This is a genomic window from Inquilinus sp. CA228 (assembly GCF_052078665.1).
Classification (GTDB): Bacteria; Pseudomonadota; Alphaproteobacteria; order DSM-16000; family Inquilinaceae; genus Inquilinus.
This window is the reverse complement of sequence record NZ_JBQJIK010000048.1, coordinates 16,153-34,275: the sequence shown is the minus strand read 5'-3', so window position 1 is coordinate 34,275 and position 18,123 is coordinate 16,153. Positions and strand designations below refer to the sequence as shown.

Below are 18,123 nucleotides of genomic sequence, written 5' to 3'. Positions count from 1 at the left end.
GAAGCGGACCGGGTGAATAGGGGACAGTAGGGGAGCATCGACATGATCAATCTCAGCATCCCGCAGGGTGATATCAGCCTCCAGCCGCGGATCACCGTGGTTGGTGTCGGCGGCGCCGGCGGCAACGCCGTCAACAACATGATCCGGGCCAACCTGGCCGGGGTCGAATTCGTGGTGGCCAACACCGACGCGCAGGCGCTGGCCGGCTCCGCGGCGCAGAAGCGGATCCAGCTCGGCGCCGGGCTGACCCAGGGCCTCGGCGCCGGGTCGCGGCCGGACATCGGCCGGGCCTCGGCCGAGGAGGCGATGGAGCTCATCGTCGCCCATCTCGACGGCGCCCACATGGTGTTCATCACCGCCGGCATGGGCGGCGGCACCGGCACCGGTGCGGCACCCGTGATCGCCCGGGCGGCGCGCGAGCAGGGCATCCTGACCGTCGGCGTGGTGACCAAGCCCTTCCACTTCGAGGGCGCGCACCGCATGCGCATGGCCGAGCAGGGGCTGCAGGAGCTGCAGCAGTATGTCGACACCCTGATCATCATCCCGAACCAGAACCTGTTCCGCATCGCCAACGAGAAGACGACCTTCGCGGACGCCTTCCGGATGGCGGACGAGGTGCTGCATTCGGGCGTGCGCGGCGTCACCGACCTGATGGTGCAGCCGGGCCTGATCAATCTCGACTTCGCCGACATCCGCACGGTGATGGCCGAGATGGGCAAGGCGATGATGGGCACCGGCGAGGCCGAGGGCGAGCGTCGCTCGATCAGCGCCGCCGAGGCCGCGATCTCGAACCCGCTGCTCGACGACATCTCGATGAAGGGGGCCAAGGGCGTCCTGATCAACATCACGGGCGGCCTCGACATGACCCTGTACGAGGTCGACGAGGCGACCAACCGCATCCGCGACGAGGTCGACCCCGACGCCAACATCATCTTCGGCTCGACCTTCGACGAGACCATGGAGGGCAAGGTCCGGGTGTCGGTGGTCGCCACCGGCATCGACATGGCGATCAACCAGGCGGCGCGGCCGCAGACCTACAGCACCACCACGCTGCCCGGTGCCGCCAAGCCGCAGCAGCCGGCGGTCGCCCCGGTGGCGCCGCAGCCGATGATGCCCGCCCGCCCGGCGGCGGTGACGCCGCAGCGCTTCGCCATGGCCCAGCCGGCGCCGAAGCCGGTCGCTCCGGCTGCGGTCGAGCCGCAGACCCCGGCGGCGGCCGCCCCGGTCGAGGCGGCACCGGAGCCGGACTACGAGGACGAGGCCGAGCCGGCGGTCGCCGAGATGCAGGAGCCGGCGGTGCAGCAGGCCCGGGCCCCGGCGGCGATGTCGGCGGGGGCGCGCCCGGGCTTCGGCGCGGCGCGTCCGGCCCCGATGGCGGCCCCGCAGGCGGCGGCGCCGCGCCCGGCCGAGGCGGCTCCGGCCGCCCCGGCGGAAGGGCGCAAGAAGCTGGGCCTGTTCCGGCGGGTCACCGGCCTGCTGCGGGAAGAGGAGCAGCCGCAGCCGGAGTCGCATCACGAGCCGACGCTGCGCCAGGAGCTGGCGCCGCGCGCGGCCGAGCCGCCACGGGCCCCCGAGGCGCCGCGTCCGGTGGCGCAGCAGCGCCTGGCGATCGATGCCGGCCGCGCTCCGCTGCCGCGCAGCGACGAGGACGCGCTCGACATCCCGGCCTTCCTCCGCCGCCAGGCGAACTGAGGCCGGTTCGTTCCACCGCTTCCACCGGCCGCAAGCTCCCCTCGCGGCCGGTGGGGATTTTTCTGTGCCTCGGCCGCCCGCCTCGCGTGGGCGGCTTTTTTCTTGGCGTCAGTAGCCGCGCAGCACCAGGCGGACCAGGTCGGCCTGGCTCTCGGCGCCGGTCTTCGAGAACACCGATTTCAGGTACTGCCGCGCCGTCCCGACCGTGATGTCCAGGATCTCCGCCGCTTCCGCCAGACGGACGCCGTCGACGATCAGGGACACCAGCTCGGCCTCGCGCCGGGTCAGCCCGTGCAGCGAGATCAACTGCTCCATCCCGCCGGAATGGGTGATGGACGGGTCGGAGATCAGGATCGCCGCCTCGGCCGGGCGATCCAGGCCCAGCTTCTGCTCCAGGGCATTCGCCGGGATGATGGTGAGGACCAGGGGGCATTTCGGCACGCGGCGGCGGATCGGGACCTGGATCCGCCGGTTGGCGACCCAGCGGATCGTCGAATCCGCCGCCGCGATGCCCGACCGGGTCATCGCCGTGGCGGCGACCGCTTCGTGCAGCATCCTGGTCTCGGCCGCGGTCCCGGCCACCAGGCGCCGTGACGAGACGGAGAGGCCGTCGGCCGCGGCGATGAACGCCTCCGCCTGCGGGTTCATGTGGATCGGCGCCGCCGCGCGATCGACCAGCACCACGCCGATCCCCATCGCATCGACCACCGCCTGCTCCATGGCCAGCCGGCGCGCCAGCCGGCCCGCGGTGGCGAGATGCGGCGTGAGCAGGTCGAGCACCCGCAGATTGTCACGCGTGAATCGGTCGGCGGCCAGCGGCCGGCAGACGATGATGCTCGCCACGTCGCTGCCGTTGCGCCATGGCAGGGCGACGGCGGCCTGGCCGCCCCCGATCGGGCGGACGACGGTGTTGTAGTAGTCGGTCCGGGCGAAGGCTTCCATCGAGATGTAGCTGGTCTGCGCGACCGCGGGGCCGACCGGCAGCCGGTCGATATGGTCGATGAAGAACGGGTCGCTGATGCGGTGCGAGACCTGCTCCATCACCCCGGTCAGACGCTGGCAGCTGACGCTGGTGACCACGGCGCCCTGGACGGTGCGGTGGAAGATGGCGTGCTCCGCGCCCATCAGGTCGCGCACGGCATCCAGGCATTGCGTCCAGGCATCGGGCTCGAAGGCGCTGTCATAGATGCGCTCGACCGTCCGGAGGATGGCCTCGGCCTGCCCGGTCAACGGAAGGGCATCCGCCGGCAAGGCCCGGGTTCGAATTCGTCCCGATTCCCGGTTCTGACCAGCAGTATCGAAGGTCCGCGGGCGGTGACGGCGAAAGATACTTCAAAAAACGAGCGCCGCAGAACCATGATAACAACCCTCCGAACGTATGTTGTCTAGGACTGCTACTTTACCTGTGCCGCATCATTGTGTGCCGATGTCGGCAGTCCGGGGGCATTGGATAACCAAATTTGCGGCAACATTGCGGAATCATCAAGAAAGTTCGATTCCGCGCTTGCGATACTAACATTTGGGACTATTGGCCCAATGACACGCCGGTGTAGGGCCTTAGTCGATCCCACGCAACGGACGGCATGTCATGCCGCGGAGGGCGGTGAAGCAAAGATCAGCGACGGCGTTCTGAACGCTTCGGCGTGTCGGATGCCGGAAAGACGACGGCGGTCCGCCGGCGACCCGGGATGCGACGACATCGCGGGCGACCGGCTGAGGCGCATGTCCCGGACAGCGGGACCCAAGCGAACACCACCGGCGGCATCGGCGGCCCATCCGGCCGTCGCCGCCACCAAGCGCGGCACGGACTCCCGGTCGGGAGACCCGCCGTGCCCGGCCGCGCCGTGCGGGGCGCGGCCGGACCCAACCCCATCGGCGCGGGCCGCAAGGCGAGCCTGCGCGCAGCATTCGAGGAGAGACCCATGGCGGAAATCTTTGGCACACCGGGCAACGACACGCTCAACGGCACCGGCAACAACGACGACATCGTCGGTCTCGGCGGCCACGACACGATCCTGGGCAACGGCGGCCACGACGGGATCGATGGCGGGACCGGAAATGACGATATTTCCGGCGGGCTTGGCGACGATCTGATCCTTGGCGGCGATGGCAACGACGAGATCAGTGGGGGCGAAGGCTATGACCTGATCGTGGCCGGCAGCGGCAACGATGTCATCGATGGCGGCGCCGGCACCGACGGCATCGAGGGCGGCGACGGGGACGACTTCATCAACGGCGGCGACGACGACGACGACATCGGCGGCGACGCCGGAGCCGATTCTCTCGGCGGCAACCTCGGCAATGACACCCTTGCCGGCGGTGCGGGCGCGGACACGCTGTACGGCGACGAAGGCATCGATGACCTGCGTGGCGGTGCCGACAACGACACCATCTATGGCGGCCTCGACCGGGATATCATCAACGGCGATGACGGCAATGATACACTGGAGGGTGAGGACGGCGACGACTCCATCGGCGGCGGGATCGGAGATGACGTGATCCGCGGCGGGACCGGGACCGACGACATGTACGGCGATGTCGGCAGCGACAGGCTCGAAGGCGGCGACGGCGACGACTATCTCGCCGGCCAGGGCGGCGCGGATGTCCTGATCGGCGGCGCCGGCATCGACTGGGCGATCTATCTCGGCAGCGCGGGCGCCGTGACGGTCACGATCGGGCAAACGGGCTCCGGCGGCGACGCCTCGGGCGACACCGTCGGCTCCGACATCGAGCATCTCCAGGGCTCCCAATACAACGACACCCTGACGGGATCGTCGGGGAACAACTGGCTCAAGGGCGAGGGCGGCAACGACACTCTCCTCGGTGGAGACGGCAATGACGGCCTGAACGGCGGCAACGACAACGATAATCTGTGGGGCGGGGCCGGCGCCGACAATCTGCACGGCGATGCCGGCATCGACACGGCACACTATGAAAACAGTGGCGCCGGGGTCACGGTCAATCTGCTGGCCGGCACCGGAGCTGGTGGTGAAGCACAGGGCGACCAGCTGCTCGGGATCGAGAATGTCATCGGCAGCCAGTTCGACGACACGCTGACCGGTGATATCGCGGCCAACACGCTGACGGGCGGCGACGGCAACGACACGCTCAATGGCGGTGACGGCGCGGACCTGCTCTTTGACGAAGATCTCAATGTCATCAGCGATGAAGGCGCCAATGATCGGCTGAACGGCGGCGCCGGCGACGACCTGATCTTGACCACCGGCGGGATCGACATCGTCGATGGTGGTTCCGGCAATGACTTTCTGAGAATGAATCGCTATTACTCCTCGGCCGATCTCCGCTTCACCCTGAACGGCGCGGCCGCCAGCGACGGCTCGCGGGCGATCAACATCGAGGCAATGTACTTCAGCGCCGGCTCCGGAGACGACGTCATCACCGGCGCCGGCGGTGGGGACGACATCATCGGCAACGACGGAAACGACATCCTCGTCGGCGCCGGCGGCCTTGACGATCTGTTCGGTGAGGCCGGCGACGACGCCCTCAGCGGCGGTGACGCGGATGACGATCTCTACGGCGGAACCGGCGATGATACGCTCGAAGGCGGGGCCGGCGCCGACAGCCTGTATGGCGAGGATGGCGACGATGTGCTGCGCGGTGGCACCGGAGCCGACGGGTTGAGCGGCGGCAACGGCATCGACACGATGACCTACAGCGAGGACACGGCCGGCGTCTCGATCAATCTGGGGACGGGCAGCGCCAGCGGCGGCAATGCCGAGGGCGACGAGTTCGAGTTCGTCGAGAATGCGACCGGCGGCTGGGGCAGCGATGCCCTGATCGGTTCGGACATCACCAATATCCTCCGCGGCAATGCCGGCAACGACCGGCTCGATGGCGATGCCGGCAATGACGTGCTCGATGGCGGTACCGGGGCCGACCAGCTGGTCGGCGGCGCCGGGGTCGACATCGCCACCTATTACGGCCTGGCCGGCGCGGTGACGGTCAACCTGACGACCGGGACGGGCAGCGGCGGCGAGGCCCAGGGCGACAGCTATTCCGGCATCGAGAACGTCAATGGCGGGCTGGGGGGCGACACCCTCACCGGCAATGCCTCGAACAATGTCCTGAGCGGCTACGAGGGCAACGACGTGCTCCGCGGCGCGGGCGGGATCGACCGGCTGGACGGCGGGACGGGCAGCGACACCGCCAGCTACTATGCTGCCACCACCGGGGTCACGGTCGACCTGACCGCGGGCACCGGCGTCGGCGGCGAGGCCCAGGGCGATGTCCTGATCGGCATCGAGAACGTCAACGGCAGCAATCTGGGCGGCGACACGCTGATCGGCTCGTCCGGGGCGAACCTGCTGTCCGGATTTGGCGGCAACGACGTGCTCCGCGGTGGGGCGGGAGCGGACCGGCTGGATGGCGGGGTGGGCATCGACACCGCCACCTACTACACCGCCGCCGCCGGCGTGACGGTCAACCTGACCGCGGGCACCGGCGTCGGCGGTGAGGCCCAGGGCGATGTCCTGACCGGCATCGAGAACGTCAATGGCAGCAACCTGGGCGCCGACACGCTGACCGGTTCGTCCGGGGCGAACCTGCTGTCCGGATATGGCGGCAACGACGTGCTCCGCGGCGCCGCCGGGCTCGACACCCTGAGCGGCGGCACCGGGGCGGATCGCTTCATCTACGCGGCGATCGCGGAGAGCGCCGTCGGGGCGAATGCGGACCGGATCACCGATTTCAGCCACGCCCAGGCCGACCGCATCGACCTGGCGGCGATCGACGCCAACACCGCCGCGGCCGGCAACCAGGCCTTCAGCTTCATCGGCGCCGGGCTCTACACCGGCGTCGCCGGGCAGCTGCGCTACTCCCAGGTGAGCGGCGTCACCACCATCGCCGGCGACGTCAACGGCGACAAGGTGTCCGACTTCCACATCCAGCTCACCGGCAACGTCGCTCTCGTGGCCGGCGACTTCGTGCTCTGACGGACCGGTCCGGCATCGGGAGGCGGGCCTCGACGGCCCGTCTCTCCGGTGCCGGGCCCGGACCTCGGCGGGCACTGCGAGACCTGGACAGTGTGTATAGACACGGAGGGGAGGGATGATTCCAGTAGTGGCGGTGACCTTCGGCACGATCGCGGTGCTGCTGTGGAGCTCCGGGCTCGGCTTCACCCTGGTGGTGGGCGGGGCGACCATCTCGGCCACCGTGCTGATGGTGACGCTGCCCTGACCGCACCGGCGCGCAATCTTCTGCGGCACGAGCGAACGTAACAGTCCGAAACAAAGTGTGATTTTTTCTGGCGCGTCGGGAGGTCTAGGGTGCCTTCGTCCCGAAAGGGAAGCTTTGTCAGCACTTTGTGCTGCGAAGCGCATGTTAAGCGAAGCGAAGGACACCCCAATCGTGGCTCATCTCTCGGCGGAATCGGGTGCGGCAACGCAGAAGACGCTGAAGACCGCGATCAAGTGCACCGGCGTCGGCCTGCATGGCGGCCAGGACGTCACCATGGTGCTGCGCCCCGGTGAGATCAACACCGGCATCGTCTTCGTGCGCACCGACGTCCCCCAGGGCCGGCGCAGCATCACTGCGCGCTGGGACAAGGTGACCGACACCCGGCTGTGCACCGTCATCAGCAACACCCAAGGCATCACCGTCGGCACCATCGAGCATCTGATGGCGGCGCTGCGCGGCTGCGGCGTCGACAATGCGGTGGTCGAGCTGAACGGCCCGGAAGTGCCGATCATGGACGGCAGCGCCGCCCCCTTCGTGTTCCTGATCGAATGCGCCGGGCTGGTCAGCCAGCCGGCACTGCGCCGCTGCATCCGCGTGCTGCGCCCGGTCGAGGTCACGGCCGAGGACCGCTGGGCCCGGCTGACGCCGTCGGCCAGCACCACCTTCAGCTTCGAGATCGACTTCCCGAGCCGCGCGATCGCGCATCAGGAAGGCCTGATCCGGCTGGCGAACGGCAACTTCAAGACCGAGATCGCCCGCGCCCGCACCTTCGGCTTCGCCCAGGAGGTCGAGGCGCTGCGCCGCCACGGCCTCGCGCTCGGCGGGTCGCTGGAGAACGCGATCGTGGTCAGCGGCGACCGGGTGATGAACGCCGAGGGCCTGCGCTACGAAGACGAGTTCGTGCGCCACAAGATCCTCGATTCGATCGGCGACCTGTATCTCGCCGGCGCCCCGATCCTCGGCCATTTCCACGGCTACAAGGCCGGCCACGCGCTGAACAACCAACTGCTGCGGGCGCTGTTCGCCGACGACACCGCCTGGTGCTACGACACCAGCTTCGGCGCCGAGACCGCGGCGGAGCCCTGGGCCCGGTCCGCGCCGGCCGCCGCTGCGCTGCCCACCGCCAACGCCGCCTGATCCCGTTCCGCTTGCCGCCGTCGCCCCTCCTCGGTTTGCCGTCGAGGGGCGACGTGCGTCTGCCCGCGGGAAGGCGTCTCGCCATTCGCGTTCGGGGTGGGTATATAGGGGCCCGGACAGAACCGAAGGCGATGATCGAGTGAACAAGCGTCTGCAGTTTCGCCACCTGGCGCGGGTCGGGCTCGTCCTGCCGGCCGTTCTTCTCACCGCCTGCGGCGGTTCCTCCTCCGACACCGCCAAGCCGGCCGCGGACCAGCCGCCGGAGGCGCTGTATTCCCAGGCGCAGCAGGCCTTCGACGAACGGGACTTCAAGACGGCATCGACCCGGTTCGACGAGGTCGAGCGGCAGCACCCCTATTCGACGTGGGCGACCAAGGCCCAGCTGATGTCGGCCTATGCCAGCTACCAGCGCGGCGACTATGACGGCGCGATCGTGGCGCTGGACCGCTTCATCAGCCTGCATCCGGGCAGCGAGGAGCTGTCCTACGCCTATTACCTGAAGGCGCTGTGCTACTACGACCGGATCTCGGATGTGGAGCGCGACCAGCGCATCACCCAGCTGGCGACGAATGCGCTGAACGACGTCATCACCCGCTTCCCGAGCAGCGACTACGCCCGCGACGCCAAGCTGAAGCTGGACCTGACCTACGACCAGCTCGCCGGCAAGGACATGGCGATCGGCCGCTTCTACCTGAAGCGCGGCGAGTACAACGCGGCGATCAACCGCTTCCGCAGCGTGGTCAAGACCTGGCAGACCACCAGCCAGGTGCCGGAGGCGCTGGAGCGGCTGGTCGAGGCCTATGTCGCGCTCGGGCTGAAGGAGGAGGCGCGGCACGTCGCGGCGGTGCTCGGCCACAACTATCCTGGCGACCCCTGGTACCAGGACGCCTATGTGCTGCTGACCGGATCCGGCATCCGCCCGCCCGACGACAAGGACTTCTTCGACCGCACCCTCGAATCGATATTCTGATCCCATGCTGGCCGGACTTTCGATCAGGAATGTGGTTCTGATCGAACAGCTCTCGCTTGGCTTTGCCGAAGGCCTGTCGGCGCTGACCGGCGAGACCGGGGCCGGCAAGTCGATCCTGCTCGACGCGCTCGGCCTCGCCCTCGGCGGCCGCAGCGACTCCGGGCTGGTGCGGCACGGCGCCGAGGCCGCGACCGTCAGCGCCGAGTTCCTGCTGCCCGACGGCCATCCGGTGAAGGCGCTGCTGGCCGGGCAGGAGCTGCCGGTCGACGACACGCTGGTGCTGCGCCGCAGCGTCGGCGCCGACGGGCGCAGCCGGGCCTTCGTCAACGACCAGCCGGTGTCGATCGGCCTGCTGCGCCAGATCGGCGCCGGGCTGGTCGAGGTGCACGGCCAGTTCGAGACCCAGGGCCTGCTCGACCCCCGGACCCATCGCGATGTGCTCGACGCCTATGCCGGCGCCGAAGCGCTGGCGGCGGGCTGCGCCACCGCCTGGGATTCCTGGCGCGCGGCCCAGCGGCGGCAGCAGGAGGCGCTGGCCGAGGCCGAGCGGGCCCAGGCCGAGGAGGGTTTCCTGCGCCATTCGGTCGAGGAGCTGGAGGCGCTGGCGCCCGAGCCGGGGGAGGAGGCGCAGTTGGCCGAGCGCCGCGCCCTGCTGCAGCATCGCGAGAAGGTGATGGAGGGCGTCACCGCCGCGCTCTCCGAGCTGTCCGGCGACCGCGGCGCCGAGCGGGCGCTGGTGGCGGCGCAGCGAGCGCTGCAGCGCATCGCCGACCGCGCCGCCGGCCGCCTCGACCCGATCCTGGACCAGCTCGGCCGCGCCCTGGACGAGGCCGCCGAGGCCGTCACGGCGATCGAGCGCTTCTCCGCCGACATCGACCTCGACGCCGGCGAACTGGAACGGCTCGAGGACCGGCTCTACGCGTTGCGCTCCCTGGCCCGCAAGCACGGGGTGGAGACCGAGGCGCTGCCCGAGCTGCGCCGGCAGTTCGCCGAGCGGCTGGCGCTGGTCGAGGACCGGGCGGCGGTGCTGGCGCGGCTGGCCGCGGCGGCCGCCGCGAGCCGCACCGCCTATGTCCAGGCCGGCGAGGCGCTGTCCAAGGCCCGGCGCAAGGCGGCGTCGAAGCTGGATGCGGCGGTGAAGGCCGAGCTGCCGCCCCTGAAGATGGAGCGCGCCCGCTTCGTCACCGAGGTCGAGCGGCTGGCGGAATCGGACTGGGGCCCGGCCGGGCTCGACCGCGTCACCTTCCTGGTCGCGGCCAATCCCGGCAGCCCGCCGGGGCCGATCGGCAAGATCGCCTCGGGCGGCGAGCTCGCCCGCTTCATGCTGGCGATCAAGGTGGTGCTGGTGCATCAGCGCGGCACGCCCGGCACCCTGCCGTCGATGATCTTCGACGAGGTCGATGCCGGCATCGGCGGCGCCGTGGCCGACGCGGTGGGCGAGCGGCTGAAGCGCCTCGGGCAGCAGGTGCAGGTGCTGGTGGTGACCCACAGCCCGCAGGTGGCGGCCCGTGCCGACCACCATTGGCAGGTGCGCAAGGCCGATCGCGGCGGGGCCGTGGTCACCCAGGTGGCGGGATTGACGGCGGAGGAGCGGCGTGAGGAGATCGCCCGGATGCTGTCCGGGGCGAAGATCACGGCAGAGGCGCGTGCGGCGGCCGACAGCCTGCTGGGGAGGCGGGGATGAGCGACCAGGATCTGCGCGGCCGGCCGGTCGATGCGCTGACGCCGGAAGAGGCGGCAGCGGAGCTGGCGGCCCTGGCGGCGGAGATCGCCGGCCATGACGTCGCCTACCACCAGCACGACGCGCCGACGGTCTCGGACGCCGAATACGACGCGCTGCGCCGGCGCAACGCCGATCTGGAGGTGCTGTATCCCGAGCTGATCCGGCCGGACAGCCCGTCGGCCAAGGTCGGCGCGGCACCGGCCGGTGGCTTCCGGAAGATCCGCCACGCCATCCCGATGCTGTCGCTCGGCAACGCCTTCACGCCGGAGGATGTGCACGACTTCCTCAGCTCGGTCCGCTCTTTCATCAAGGAGCTGCGCGATGATCCGGACCTTCCGGTCGCGATCATGGCCGAGCCGAAGATCGACGGCCTGTCCTGCTCGCTGCGCTACGAGAAGGGGCGCTTCGTCCAGGCCGCGACCCGCGGCGACGGCAGCGAGGGTGAGGACGTCACCGCCAACGTCAAGACCATCAAGGACGTGCCGCAGCGGCTGAAGGGTGATGCGCCCGACGTGCTGGAGATCCGCGGCGAGGTCTATATGGACCGCAGCGACTTCGCGGCGCTGAACGCCCGAAGGGCCGAGGGCGGCGAGCCGATCTTCGCCAATCCGCGCAACTCCGCCGCCGGCAGCCTGCGCCAGCTCGACCCCGCGATCACCGCGTCGCGGCCGCTGCGCTTCTTCGGCTATACCTGGGGCGAGGTGTCGGCGCCGCTGGGCAAGACCATCGGCGAGATCCGCCGGCGCTTCGCCGGCTGGGGCTTCCGCCTGAACGAGCCGTCGCGGCTGTGCCACAGCGCCGAGGAGCTGCTGGCCTATTACGACGAGATCGCGGCGCTGCGGGCGGAGCTGCCCTTCGATATCGACGGCGTGGTCTACAAGGTCGACCGGCTGGACTGGCAGGAGCGGCTGGGCTTCGTCAGCCGGGCGCCGCGCTGGGCCACGGCGCACAAATTCAAGGCCGAGCAGGCGCAGACCGTGCTGAAGGCGATCGACATCCAGGTCGGCCGCACCGGGGCGCTGACCCCGGTGGCGCGGCTGGAGCCGATCACCGTCGGCGGCGTCGTCGTCTCCAACGCCACGCTGCACAATGAGGACGAGATCAAGCGCAAGGATGTCCGCATCGGCGACACGGTGGTGGTGCAGCGCGCCGGCGACGTCATCCCGCAGATCGTCCAGGTGATCCTGGAGCGGCGGCCGGAGGGGACGGTGGAATACGTCTTCCCCGACCGCTGCCCGGAATGCGACAGCCTGGCGGTGCGGGAGGAGGGCGAGGTCGTGCGCCGCTGCACCGGCGGCCTGATCTGCCCGGCCCAGGCGGTGGAGCGGCTGCGCCATTTCGTCTCCCGCAACGCCTTCGACATCGAGGGGCTGGGCGACAAGCACATCCGCGCCTTCCATGCCGGCGGGCTGATCCGGACGCCGGGCGACATCTTCCGGCTGGAGGAGCAGGACAAGGCCAGCCTGACGCCGCTGCGCAACCGCGAGGGCTGGGGGCCGAAGAGCGCGCAGAAGCTGTTCGAGGCGATCGAGACCCGGCGGACCATCCCGCTCGACCGCGCCATCTACGCCCTCGGCATCCGCCAGGTGGGCGAGGCGACGGCCAAGCTGCTGGCCCGGCACTATGGCAGCTTCGCGGCCTGGCGGGCCGGCATGGAGGCGGCGCAGGACCGCGAGGCCGAGGCCTGGCGCGACCTGACCGCGATCGACCAGATCGGCCCGTCGGTGGCCGACGACCTGCTGGCCTTCTTCGCCGAGGAGCACAATCGCGCGGTGCTGGACGATCTCGCGGCGCAGCTGACGATCGAGGATTTCGTGCGGCCGCGCGCGGCATCCAGCGCCGTGGCCGGCAAGACCGTGGTGTTCACCGGCACGCTGGAGACGATGACGCGGCCGGAGGCGAAGGCGCGGGCGGAATCGCTCGGCGCCAAGGTCGCCGGCTCGGTCTCGGGCAAGACCGACTATCTGGTGGTCGGCGCCGATGCCGGCTCCAAGGCCGCCAAGGCCCGCGAGCTCGGGGTCACCACCCTGACCGAGCAGGAATGGCTCGACCTGATCGGCGGGGCGGGGGAAGAGAGGGCGCCGGACAAGAACGAGGCCTGAGGGGATGCCCCCTCAGGCCTCGCAGGTTACCGACGTTTGCTAGACGTCTTCAGCTTGGTTCACAGCACGAAGTCGGACCCCACCAGGGCGATCGCGCCGGTCAGCCGGATGTGGAACTCCGAGCTGCCGTCGCCGTTGGTGTCGCCGCCGATCGTGGTGACACCGCCGGAGATCGAGTAGATCAGCTGGCCGGCGACACCGGTGTACGGGCCCGCACCGACGAAGGTGAAGGCCTGGTCGCCGGCGAGGCCGCTGTTGGCGTCGATCGCCGACAGGTCGATGCGGTCGACCTGGGCATGGCTGAAGTCGGTGATCAGGTCGGCATTGACCCCGACCGCGCTGTCCGTGGTCGCCTGATAGACGAAGCGGTCGGCCCCGGCGCCGCCGGTCAGCGTATCCGTGCCGCCCGCGCCGACGAGGACGTCGTTGCCGTTCCAGCCCTGCAGCGTGTTGGCTCCGGCGTTCCCGGCCAAGCCATCATTGCCGTCGCTGCCGGAGACATTCTCGATCCCGATCAGGGTGTCGCCCGCGGCGTCGCCGCCGCCGGCCGTGCTGGCGGCGAGATTGATCGAGATCCCGACCACGCTGCCGAAGTAGCTGGCGGTGTCGGTGCCGGAGCCGCCAAAGAGCACCTCTCTCGTATACACAACAGACGCTGCCGACGAGACCACCCGTCCCTGCAGGTTGTTGACGCCGGCGGTCCCGACCAGGATGTCGTCGGCCTGGCTGCCGGACATGTTCTCCATGCCGATCAGCGTGTCGCCCTGCGCTTCACCGCCGAGGCCGACGCCGGTGGCGAGGCTGACGTTGATCCCGACCGCGCTTTCAAAGTAGCTGGCGACGTCGGTGCCGGCGCCGCCATTGAGCACGTCGGCCCCGGCCCCGCCGCGAAGCACGTCGTCGCCGGCCTCACCCACCAGGGTATCGTTGCCGCCCAGCCCCCACGCCGTGTCGTTGCCGGCGCCGAGGGTCAGGACGTTGTTCTCGCCGGAGCCGGTGATCTGGTCGTCCCCGTCGTTGCCGATGGCGTTCTCGACGCTCGACAGCCCGATCTGGCCGGCCCCGGAGCCCAGGATGTAGAAGAGGCCGTCCTGCAGGCTGACATAGGCGGCGAAGGCGGCCGCCACGGTCGAGGCGTCGAAGGTGTCGACCCCGGCGCCGCCGAAGAAGGCCTCGCCGACCCCGCCGGTCCAGCCGATCTCGATGTAGTAGCGGTCATTGCCCGCATCGCCGTAGACCAGGTCCAGTCCGGAGCCGCCGTTCAGCGTGTCATTTCCGTCGCCGCCCTGGATCAGGTCGTCGCCGTTATTGCCGAGGATCGTGTTGCTGCTGCCGTCGCCGATGATCGTGTCATCGAGCTGGGTACCGCTGACGTTCTCGACCCCGGTGAGGGTGTAGGGGCCGCCGAAGGAGGGAGAGAAGTTGTAGGTCCCGCCGGCCAGGTTCACGATCGAGCCGTAAGTCGTCGTGTAGTTGCTGAGATCGAGGGTGTCGATGCCCGCGCCGCCGGTGGTGTGGTCGCCGAACTCGCCCTGGCGCACATAGAAGGTGTCGTTGCCGTCGCCGCCATTGACGGTGTCGGCGTTGAAACCGCCTTCGATCCAGTCGTCGCCGGCGCCGCCGTTGATCGTCTCGGTGCCCGACCCGCCATACAGGAAATCGTTCCCGGCGTTGCCGTTCAGCACGTTGTCGACGGCGTTGCCCCGGATGGTGTCATGGCCGGACCCGCCATTGGCGTTCTCGATGTAGGACCGGGAATCCCCGCTGAACAGCAGCGCGTTGAAGATGTTGCCGCGGGCATAGCCGCCGTTCGGGCCGCCGCCGAGATAGGCAAGCTGGCCCGACGAGAAGACGGAATGGCCGCCGGGGTTCAGGTCCAGGGTCAGGTTGGTGGTGTAGTTCGACAGGTCGTAGGTGTCGACGCCGCCGCCGTCCCAGACCGTCGCGAAGATGCGGTTGGCGCCCGGAGCGATGGCGATATTGCCGTTGACGAAGGTATCGCCGTCGGTCGGGCTCCAAGTATAGACGGTGTTGCCGCTGTTGGTGGTGAAGTCCGCGCCGTACATGTATTGCAGGGCGGCGATGTCCAGCATCATGAAGGTCTGGGGCGCGCCCCAGGTCTCGTAATTGTAGCCGCTGGTGTCGTCGCCGATGAAAGTGCGGTACGTCATCACCGTGTATTCTTGCGAATCGACATTGGCCGGCAGGGCGCCGTAGACGCCGGCCTCGTGGCCGTGCTTCAGGCCCAGCGCATGGCCGAGCTCATGGATCACGGTGTGCCAGTCGTAGTTGCCGGCCGTCGGCGCGTCGCCGCTGGGTCCGAAGAAGGCGTCGCCGCCATAGACCTGGTTGGCCGGGTAGTAGGCGTAGGCCGTGCTGGGGTTGGTGGTGTTGACGACGCGGATCGTGCCGGTCCCCGAACCGCTGCCGGCATAGTCGATGCCGAGATTGGTGAAGCCTTCGACGCCGAATCCGGAGGCCCCGACGGGCTGTGTGAAGATCGCGGAGTTGAGCGCGAAATGCACGGCGATCATCTGCTGCGCCGTCATCTGCGCGAAGCCGCTGAAGGCTTCGGGATGGCCGGCCTGATAGTCGCTGACCGCATTCGGATCGCTGTAGGTGATGAAGCCATCCGCCCAGCGGACGCCGCTCAGCAGCCCGTCGATGTTCTGGTTGCCGGACGCGGCCACGGCCGCGGTGGTGTCGCCCGAGCCGTTCTCCTCCGGCTTCGGCGCGCCGGTCGCAGCCGACGTGCGGACCATGGCGCCGTCGGACCGGTCGCCGATCGCCGCGCGAACGGCGTCCGCAAGAGCGCCGCCATTGGCCAGCACCGCGTCCAGGTGCGACGCGTCGGCGAATGTGTGGTGGAACAGCAGGTCGTTCGACAATTTCCGCATCGACGTCCATGCCATCGGATCGGTGAGCAGATCACCGTCGGAAGACAAGATGCCGTATTCAAGGATGTCTGACGAAATCATATCGGGTCTCCCCTACGTGGTGAAGATCCGCAACCCTTTGAGTGAAGCTCCGCAACTTCTTGTTGATTATTGTTGGTTGGCAGAAGGCACGATCGCTCAGGGTCCGAACGCGTCATTCGCTCGCGCATTTCGGCCCAGATTGAACATGTCGGGAGATTGTGTCGCGAAGATGTTGCAATCCCGCCCTGGTGCGTAAGATTGTTCCCGCCGGTCCTATTGCATCGCAAGATGTCCCAAGACAAACGGTCTTTTCCTATTCAGTCAATTATACATAAAATTATTTCTAGTGTCAATCTGGCGTCGGGAAACCTCCGATCGGAAATTGTATGAGCAAATTGACGTGGCACCGGGCGAGGGGTGATGATTTAATTCCTGAATACTGACGTTCGAGTGAACTCATGCATTTGCCATATTCCTGGGGGAAAAGGGTCGCTATCGCCCTGACGGCCTTGCGCAGTACCAAGCATATCTGCGCGCCCGGGAAGGAGCCGGGATCGATGAACGTCCAGATCTGGCCCTCCATTTGCCTCGCGCTGTCCGTGCTGCTTGCGGCGTTGCCCGGGTGGGCGCAGGGGGCCGTCGCTCCCCGGGACAGCGGCGCCCTGCAGGAGGGGAGGGTGGTGGCGCAGGCCGGCATGGCGCGGCCGCCGGACGACGCGGCGGTGCTCGCCCAGGAGTTCCGCGGGGCGGTCGACGACGGCTCGAATGCGGCGCTGATCCGCTTCATCGCGCGGCATCCGGAGACGGCCCTGGCGGACGAGGCGCGGCGCCGGCTGCAGCAGCGGCCTGCGCCGGACGCGTACCCCCTGGCCAACGACCCGGACGCCGCGGTCTATGCCGCGTTCGACGCCGCCCGCCGCACCGGCACGGCCGAGGCCTGGCGCGACTTCGCCCGGACCTACGCCAACCACCCGCTTGCCGCCGAGGCGACCCGGCTGGCGTCGCCGTAGCGGTCAGAGGTCCTTCTCGGCGAGCTCGCGGAACGCGTCGGGGACGGATCGCGACGGTCCCAGCGCGACCGAGCCGTAACCGACCGCCTGCCATCCGAACCGCGCGCGGATCGCGTCGATCGCCCGGTCGGCCTGCCCGCGCGCCATGCCTCTGCGGGTGCCGGGCCGGCGCCGCTCGTCGGCGAGCCCGAGCGGCAGCTCCAGCTGCAGCTGCGGCCGGTCCTCGAGATGCGACACCGAGATCGCCAGCAGCGAGATCGTCTTCTCCCCGGGATGCTGCGCCAAGACCCCGCGCACCAGCTCCTCGGCGATCTCGGCCAGGATCGCGGTCGCCGAGACCGGCGCGTCGAGCGTCACGGCGCGCGTGACCGAGCGCAGGTCGGCGAAGCGGACGCGGACCGTCACCGTCCGGCCGGGCCGGGACTTGGCCCGCAGCCGGGTGGCGACCCGGTCCGCCAGATGGCGCAGCGCCGGCACGAACACCCGCTCCTCGGCCGGCTTCCGGCCGAGCGCGGATTGCGCCCCGGCCGAATGCGACCGCCGCCGCGTCTCGATCGCCCGCGGATCGCGGTTCCAGGCCAGCGCCGACAGCTTCTCCCCGGCCGCGCGGCCGAGCAGCCGCTCCAGCGACCATCCCGGCATCTCCGCCAGCTGGCCGATGGTGTGCACGCCGCTCTCCGCCAGCCGCGCCTTGCTGACCGGGCCGACGCCCCACATCAGCTCGACCGGAAGGTCGTGCAGGAACGCCAGCTCGGCCTCCGGGTCGACCACCACCAGCCCGTCCGGCTTGGCCACCTGCGAGGCGATCTTGGCCAGGTGCTTGGTGCGGGCCACGCCGATCGAGATCGGCAGGCCGAGCTCGGCCCGCACCCGCTGCCGGATCGTCCGGGCGATCTCGGCCGGCGGGCCGAACAGATGGGTGCAGCCGGCGACATCGGCGAAGGCCTCGTCGATCGAGATCCGCTCGACCAGCGGCGTGAAGTCGCCGAGCACCTCGATGGCGGCGTCGCCCAGCCGCTGGTATTCCTTGAAATGCCCGCCGACGAAGATCAGCCCCGGGCACAGCTCGCGCGCCCGCCGGCCCGGCATGCCGCCGCGCACGCCGAAGGCCTTGGCCTCGTAGGAGGCGGCCAGCACCACCCCGCCGCCGACCGCGATCGGCCGGCCGCGCAGCGACGGATCCAGCAACTGCTCGACCGACGCGTAGAAGGCGTCCAGATCCGCATGGAGGATGGTGGCTGTCGTGTCGGTCCCAACCGTCACCTGTCGGCTCCGAGGCGGATGTTCGGAACAAATAGGGAACAATTCGATCAAATTGTCAAGCCGCCGGCATCACGATCTGGCACCCAACCCCTTGCATTCCCGTGGAAATGGC

11 protein-coding genes are annotated in these 18,123 nt (G+C 69.4%); 8 read left to right on the top strand and 3 right to left on the bottom strand.

Annotation, left to right across the window (positions count from 1 at the left end):
• The first annotated feature begins 42 nt into the window (after positions 1-42).
• Entirely contained in the window at positions 43-1,692 is a 1,650-nt protein-coding gene (gene ftsZ / locus ACTOWL_RS23065; protein ID WP_441323619.1) for a cell division protein FtsZ, read from the top strand.
• Positions 1,693-1,800: 108 nt separating this feature from the next.
• Here ftsZ and ACTOWL_RS23060 read toward each other — a convergent pair whose 3' ends face one another.
• Complete coding sequence (locus ACTOWL_RS23060; RefSeq protein WP_441323618.1) at positions 1,801-2,922, bottom strand: helix-turn-helix transcriptional regulator; 1,122 nt, start codon at positions 2,920-2,922, stop codon at positions 1,801-1,803.
• Positions 2,923-3,614: 692 nt separating this feature from the next.
• Between ACTOWL_RS23060 and ACTOWL_RS23055 the strand changes: the two genes are divergently transcribed.
• From ACTOWL_RS23055 to ligA, 6 genes are all read left to right on the top strand, one after another.
• Positions 3,615-6,644 carry a beta strand repeat-containing protein gene (locus ACTOWL_RS23055; protein WP_441323617.1) on the top strand — a complete coding sequence of 1,010 codons (3,030 nt, stop codon included), beginning with the start codon at positions 3,615-3,617 and terminating at the stop codon, positions 6,642-6,644.
• A 115-nt stretch (positions 6,645-6,759) separates the two neighbouring features.
• A complete protein-coding gene (locus tag ACTOWL_RS23050) occupies positions 6,760-6,888 on the top strand; it encodes a hypothetical protein (RefSeq protein ID WP_441323616.1) in 129 nt (42 codons plus the stop codon).
• A gap of 171 nt (positions 6,889-7,059) precedes the next feature.
• Positions 7,060-8,025 carry a UDP-3-O-acyl-N-acetylglucosamine deacetylase gene (gene lpxC / locus ACTOWL_RS23045; RefSeq protein ID WP_441323615.1) on the top strand — a complete coding sequence of 322 codons (966 nt, stop codon included), beginning with the start codon at positions 7,060-7,062 and terminating at the stop codon, positions 8,023-8,025.
• Positions 8,026-8,164: 139 nt separating this feature from the next.
• Positions 8,165-8,995, top strand: a complete 831-nt coding sequence (locus ACTOWL_RS23040) for an outer membrane protein assembly factor BamD (RefSeq protein WP_441323614.1) — start codon at positions 8,165-8,167, stop codon at positions 8,993-8,995.
• Positions 8,996-8,999: 4 nt separating this feature from the next.
• Positions 9,000-10,679: a DNA repair protein RecN gene (gene recN, locus ACTOWL_RS23035; RefSeq protein ID WP_441323613.1), complete on the top strand. Its 1,680-nt coding sequence runs from the start codon at positions 9,000-9,002 to the stop codon at positions 10,677-10,679.
• Positions 10,676-12,820 carry an NAD-dependent DNA ligase LigA gene (gene ligA / locus ACTOWL_RS23030; RefSeq protein ID WP_441323612.1) on the top strand — a complete coding sequence of 715 codons (2,145 nt, stop codon included), beginning with the start codon at positions 10,676-10,678 and terminating at the stop codon, positions 12,818-12,820. The genes recN and ligA overlap by 4 nt, the downstream gene beginning before the upstream one ends.
• Positions 12,821-12,879: 59 nt before the next feature.
• Here the strand turns inward: ligA and ACTOWL_RS23025 are convergent, their stop codons facing one another.
• Complete coding sequence (locus tag ACTOWL_RS23025; protein ID WP_441323611.1) at positions 12,880-15,717, bottom strand: M10 family metallopeptidase C-terminal domain-containing protein; 2,838 nt, start codon at positions 15,715-15,717, stop codon at positions 12,880-12,882.
• A 578-nt stretch (positions 15,718-16,295) separates the two neighbouring features.
• Between ACTOWL_RS23025 and ACTOWL_RS23020 the strand changes: the two genes are divergently transcribed.
• On the top strand, positions 16,296-16,748 hold the full coding sequence (locus ACTOWL_RS23020; protein ID WP_441323610.1) for a hypothetical protein: 453 nt from the start codon (positions 16,296-16,298) through the stop codon (positions 16,746-16,748).
• 3 nt (positions 16,749-16,751) lie between these two features.
• On the opposite strand, the gene dinB is transcribed toward ACTOWL_RS23020, so the two are convergent.
• Positions 16,752-18,011 carry a DNA polymerase IV gene (dinB, locus tag ACTOWL_RS23015; RefSeq protein ID WP_441323609.1) on the bottom strand — a complete coding sequence of 420 codons (1,260 nt, stop codon included), beginning with the start codon at positions 18,009-18,011 and terminating at the stop codon, positions 16,752-16,754.
• Positions 18,012-18,123: the final 112 nt, after the last annotated feature.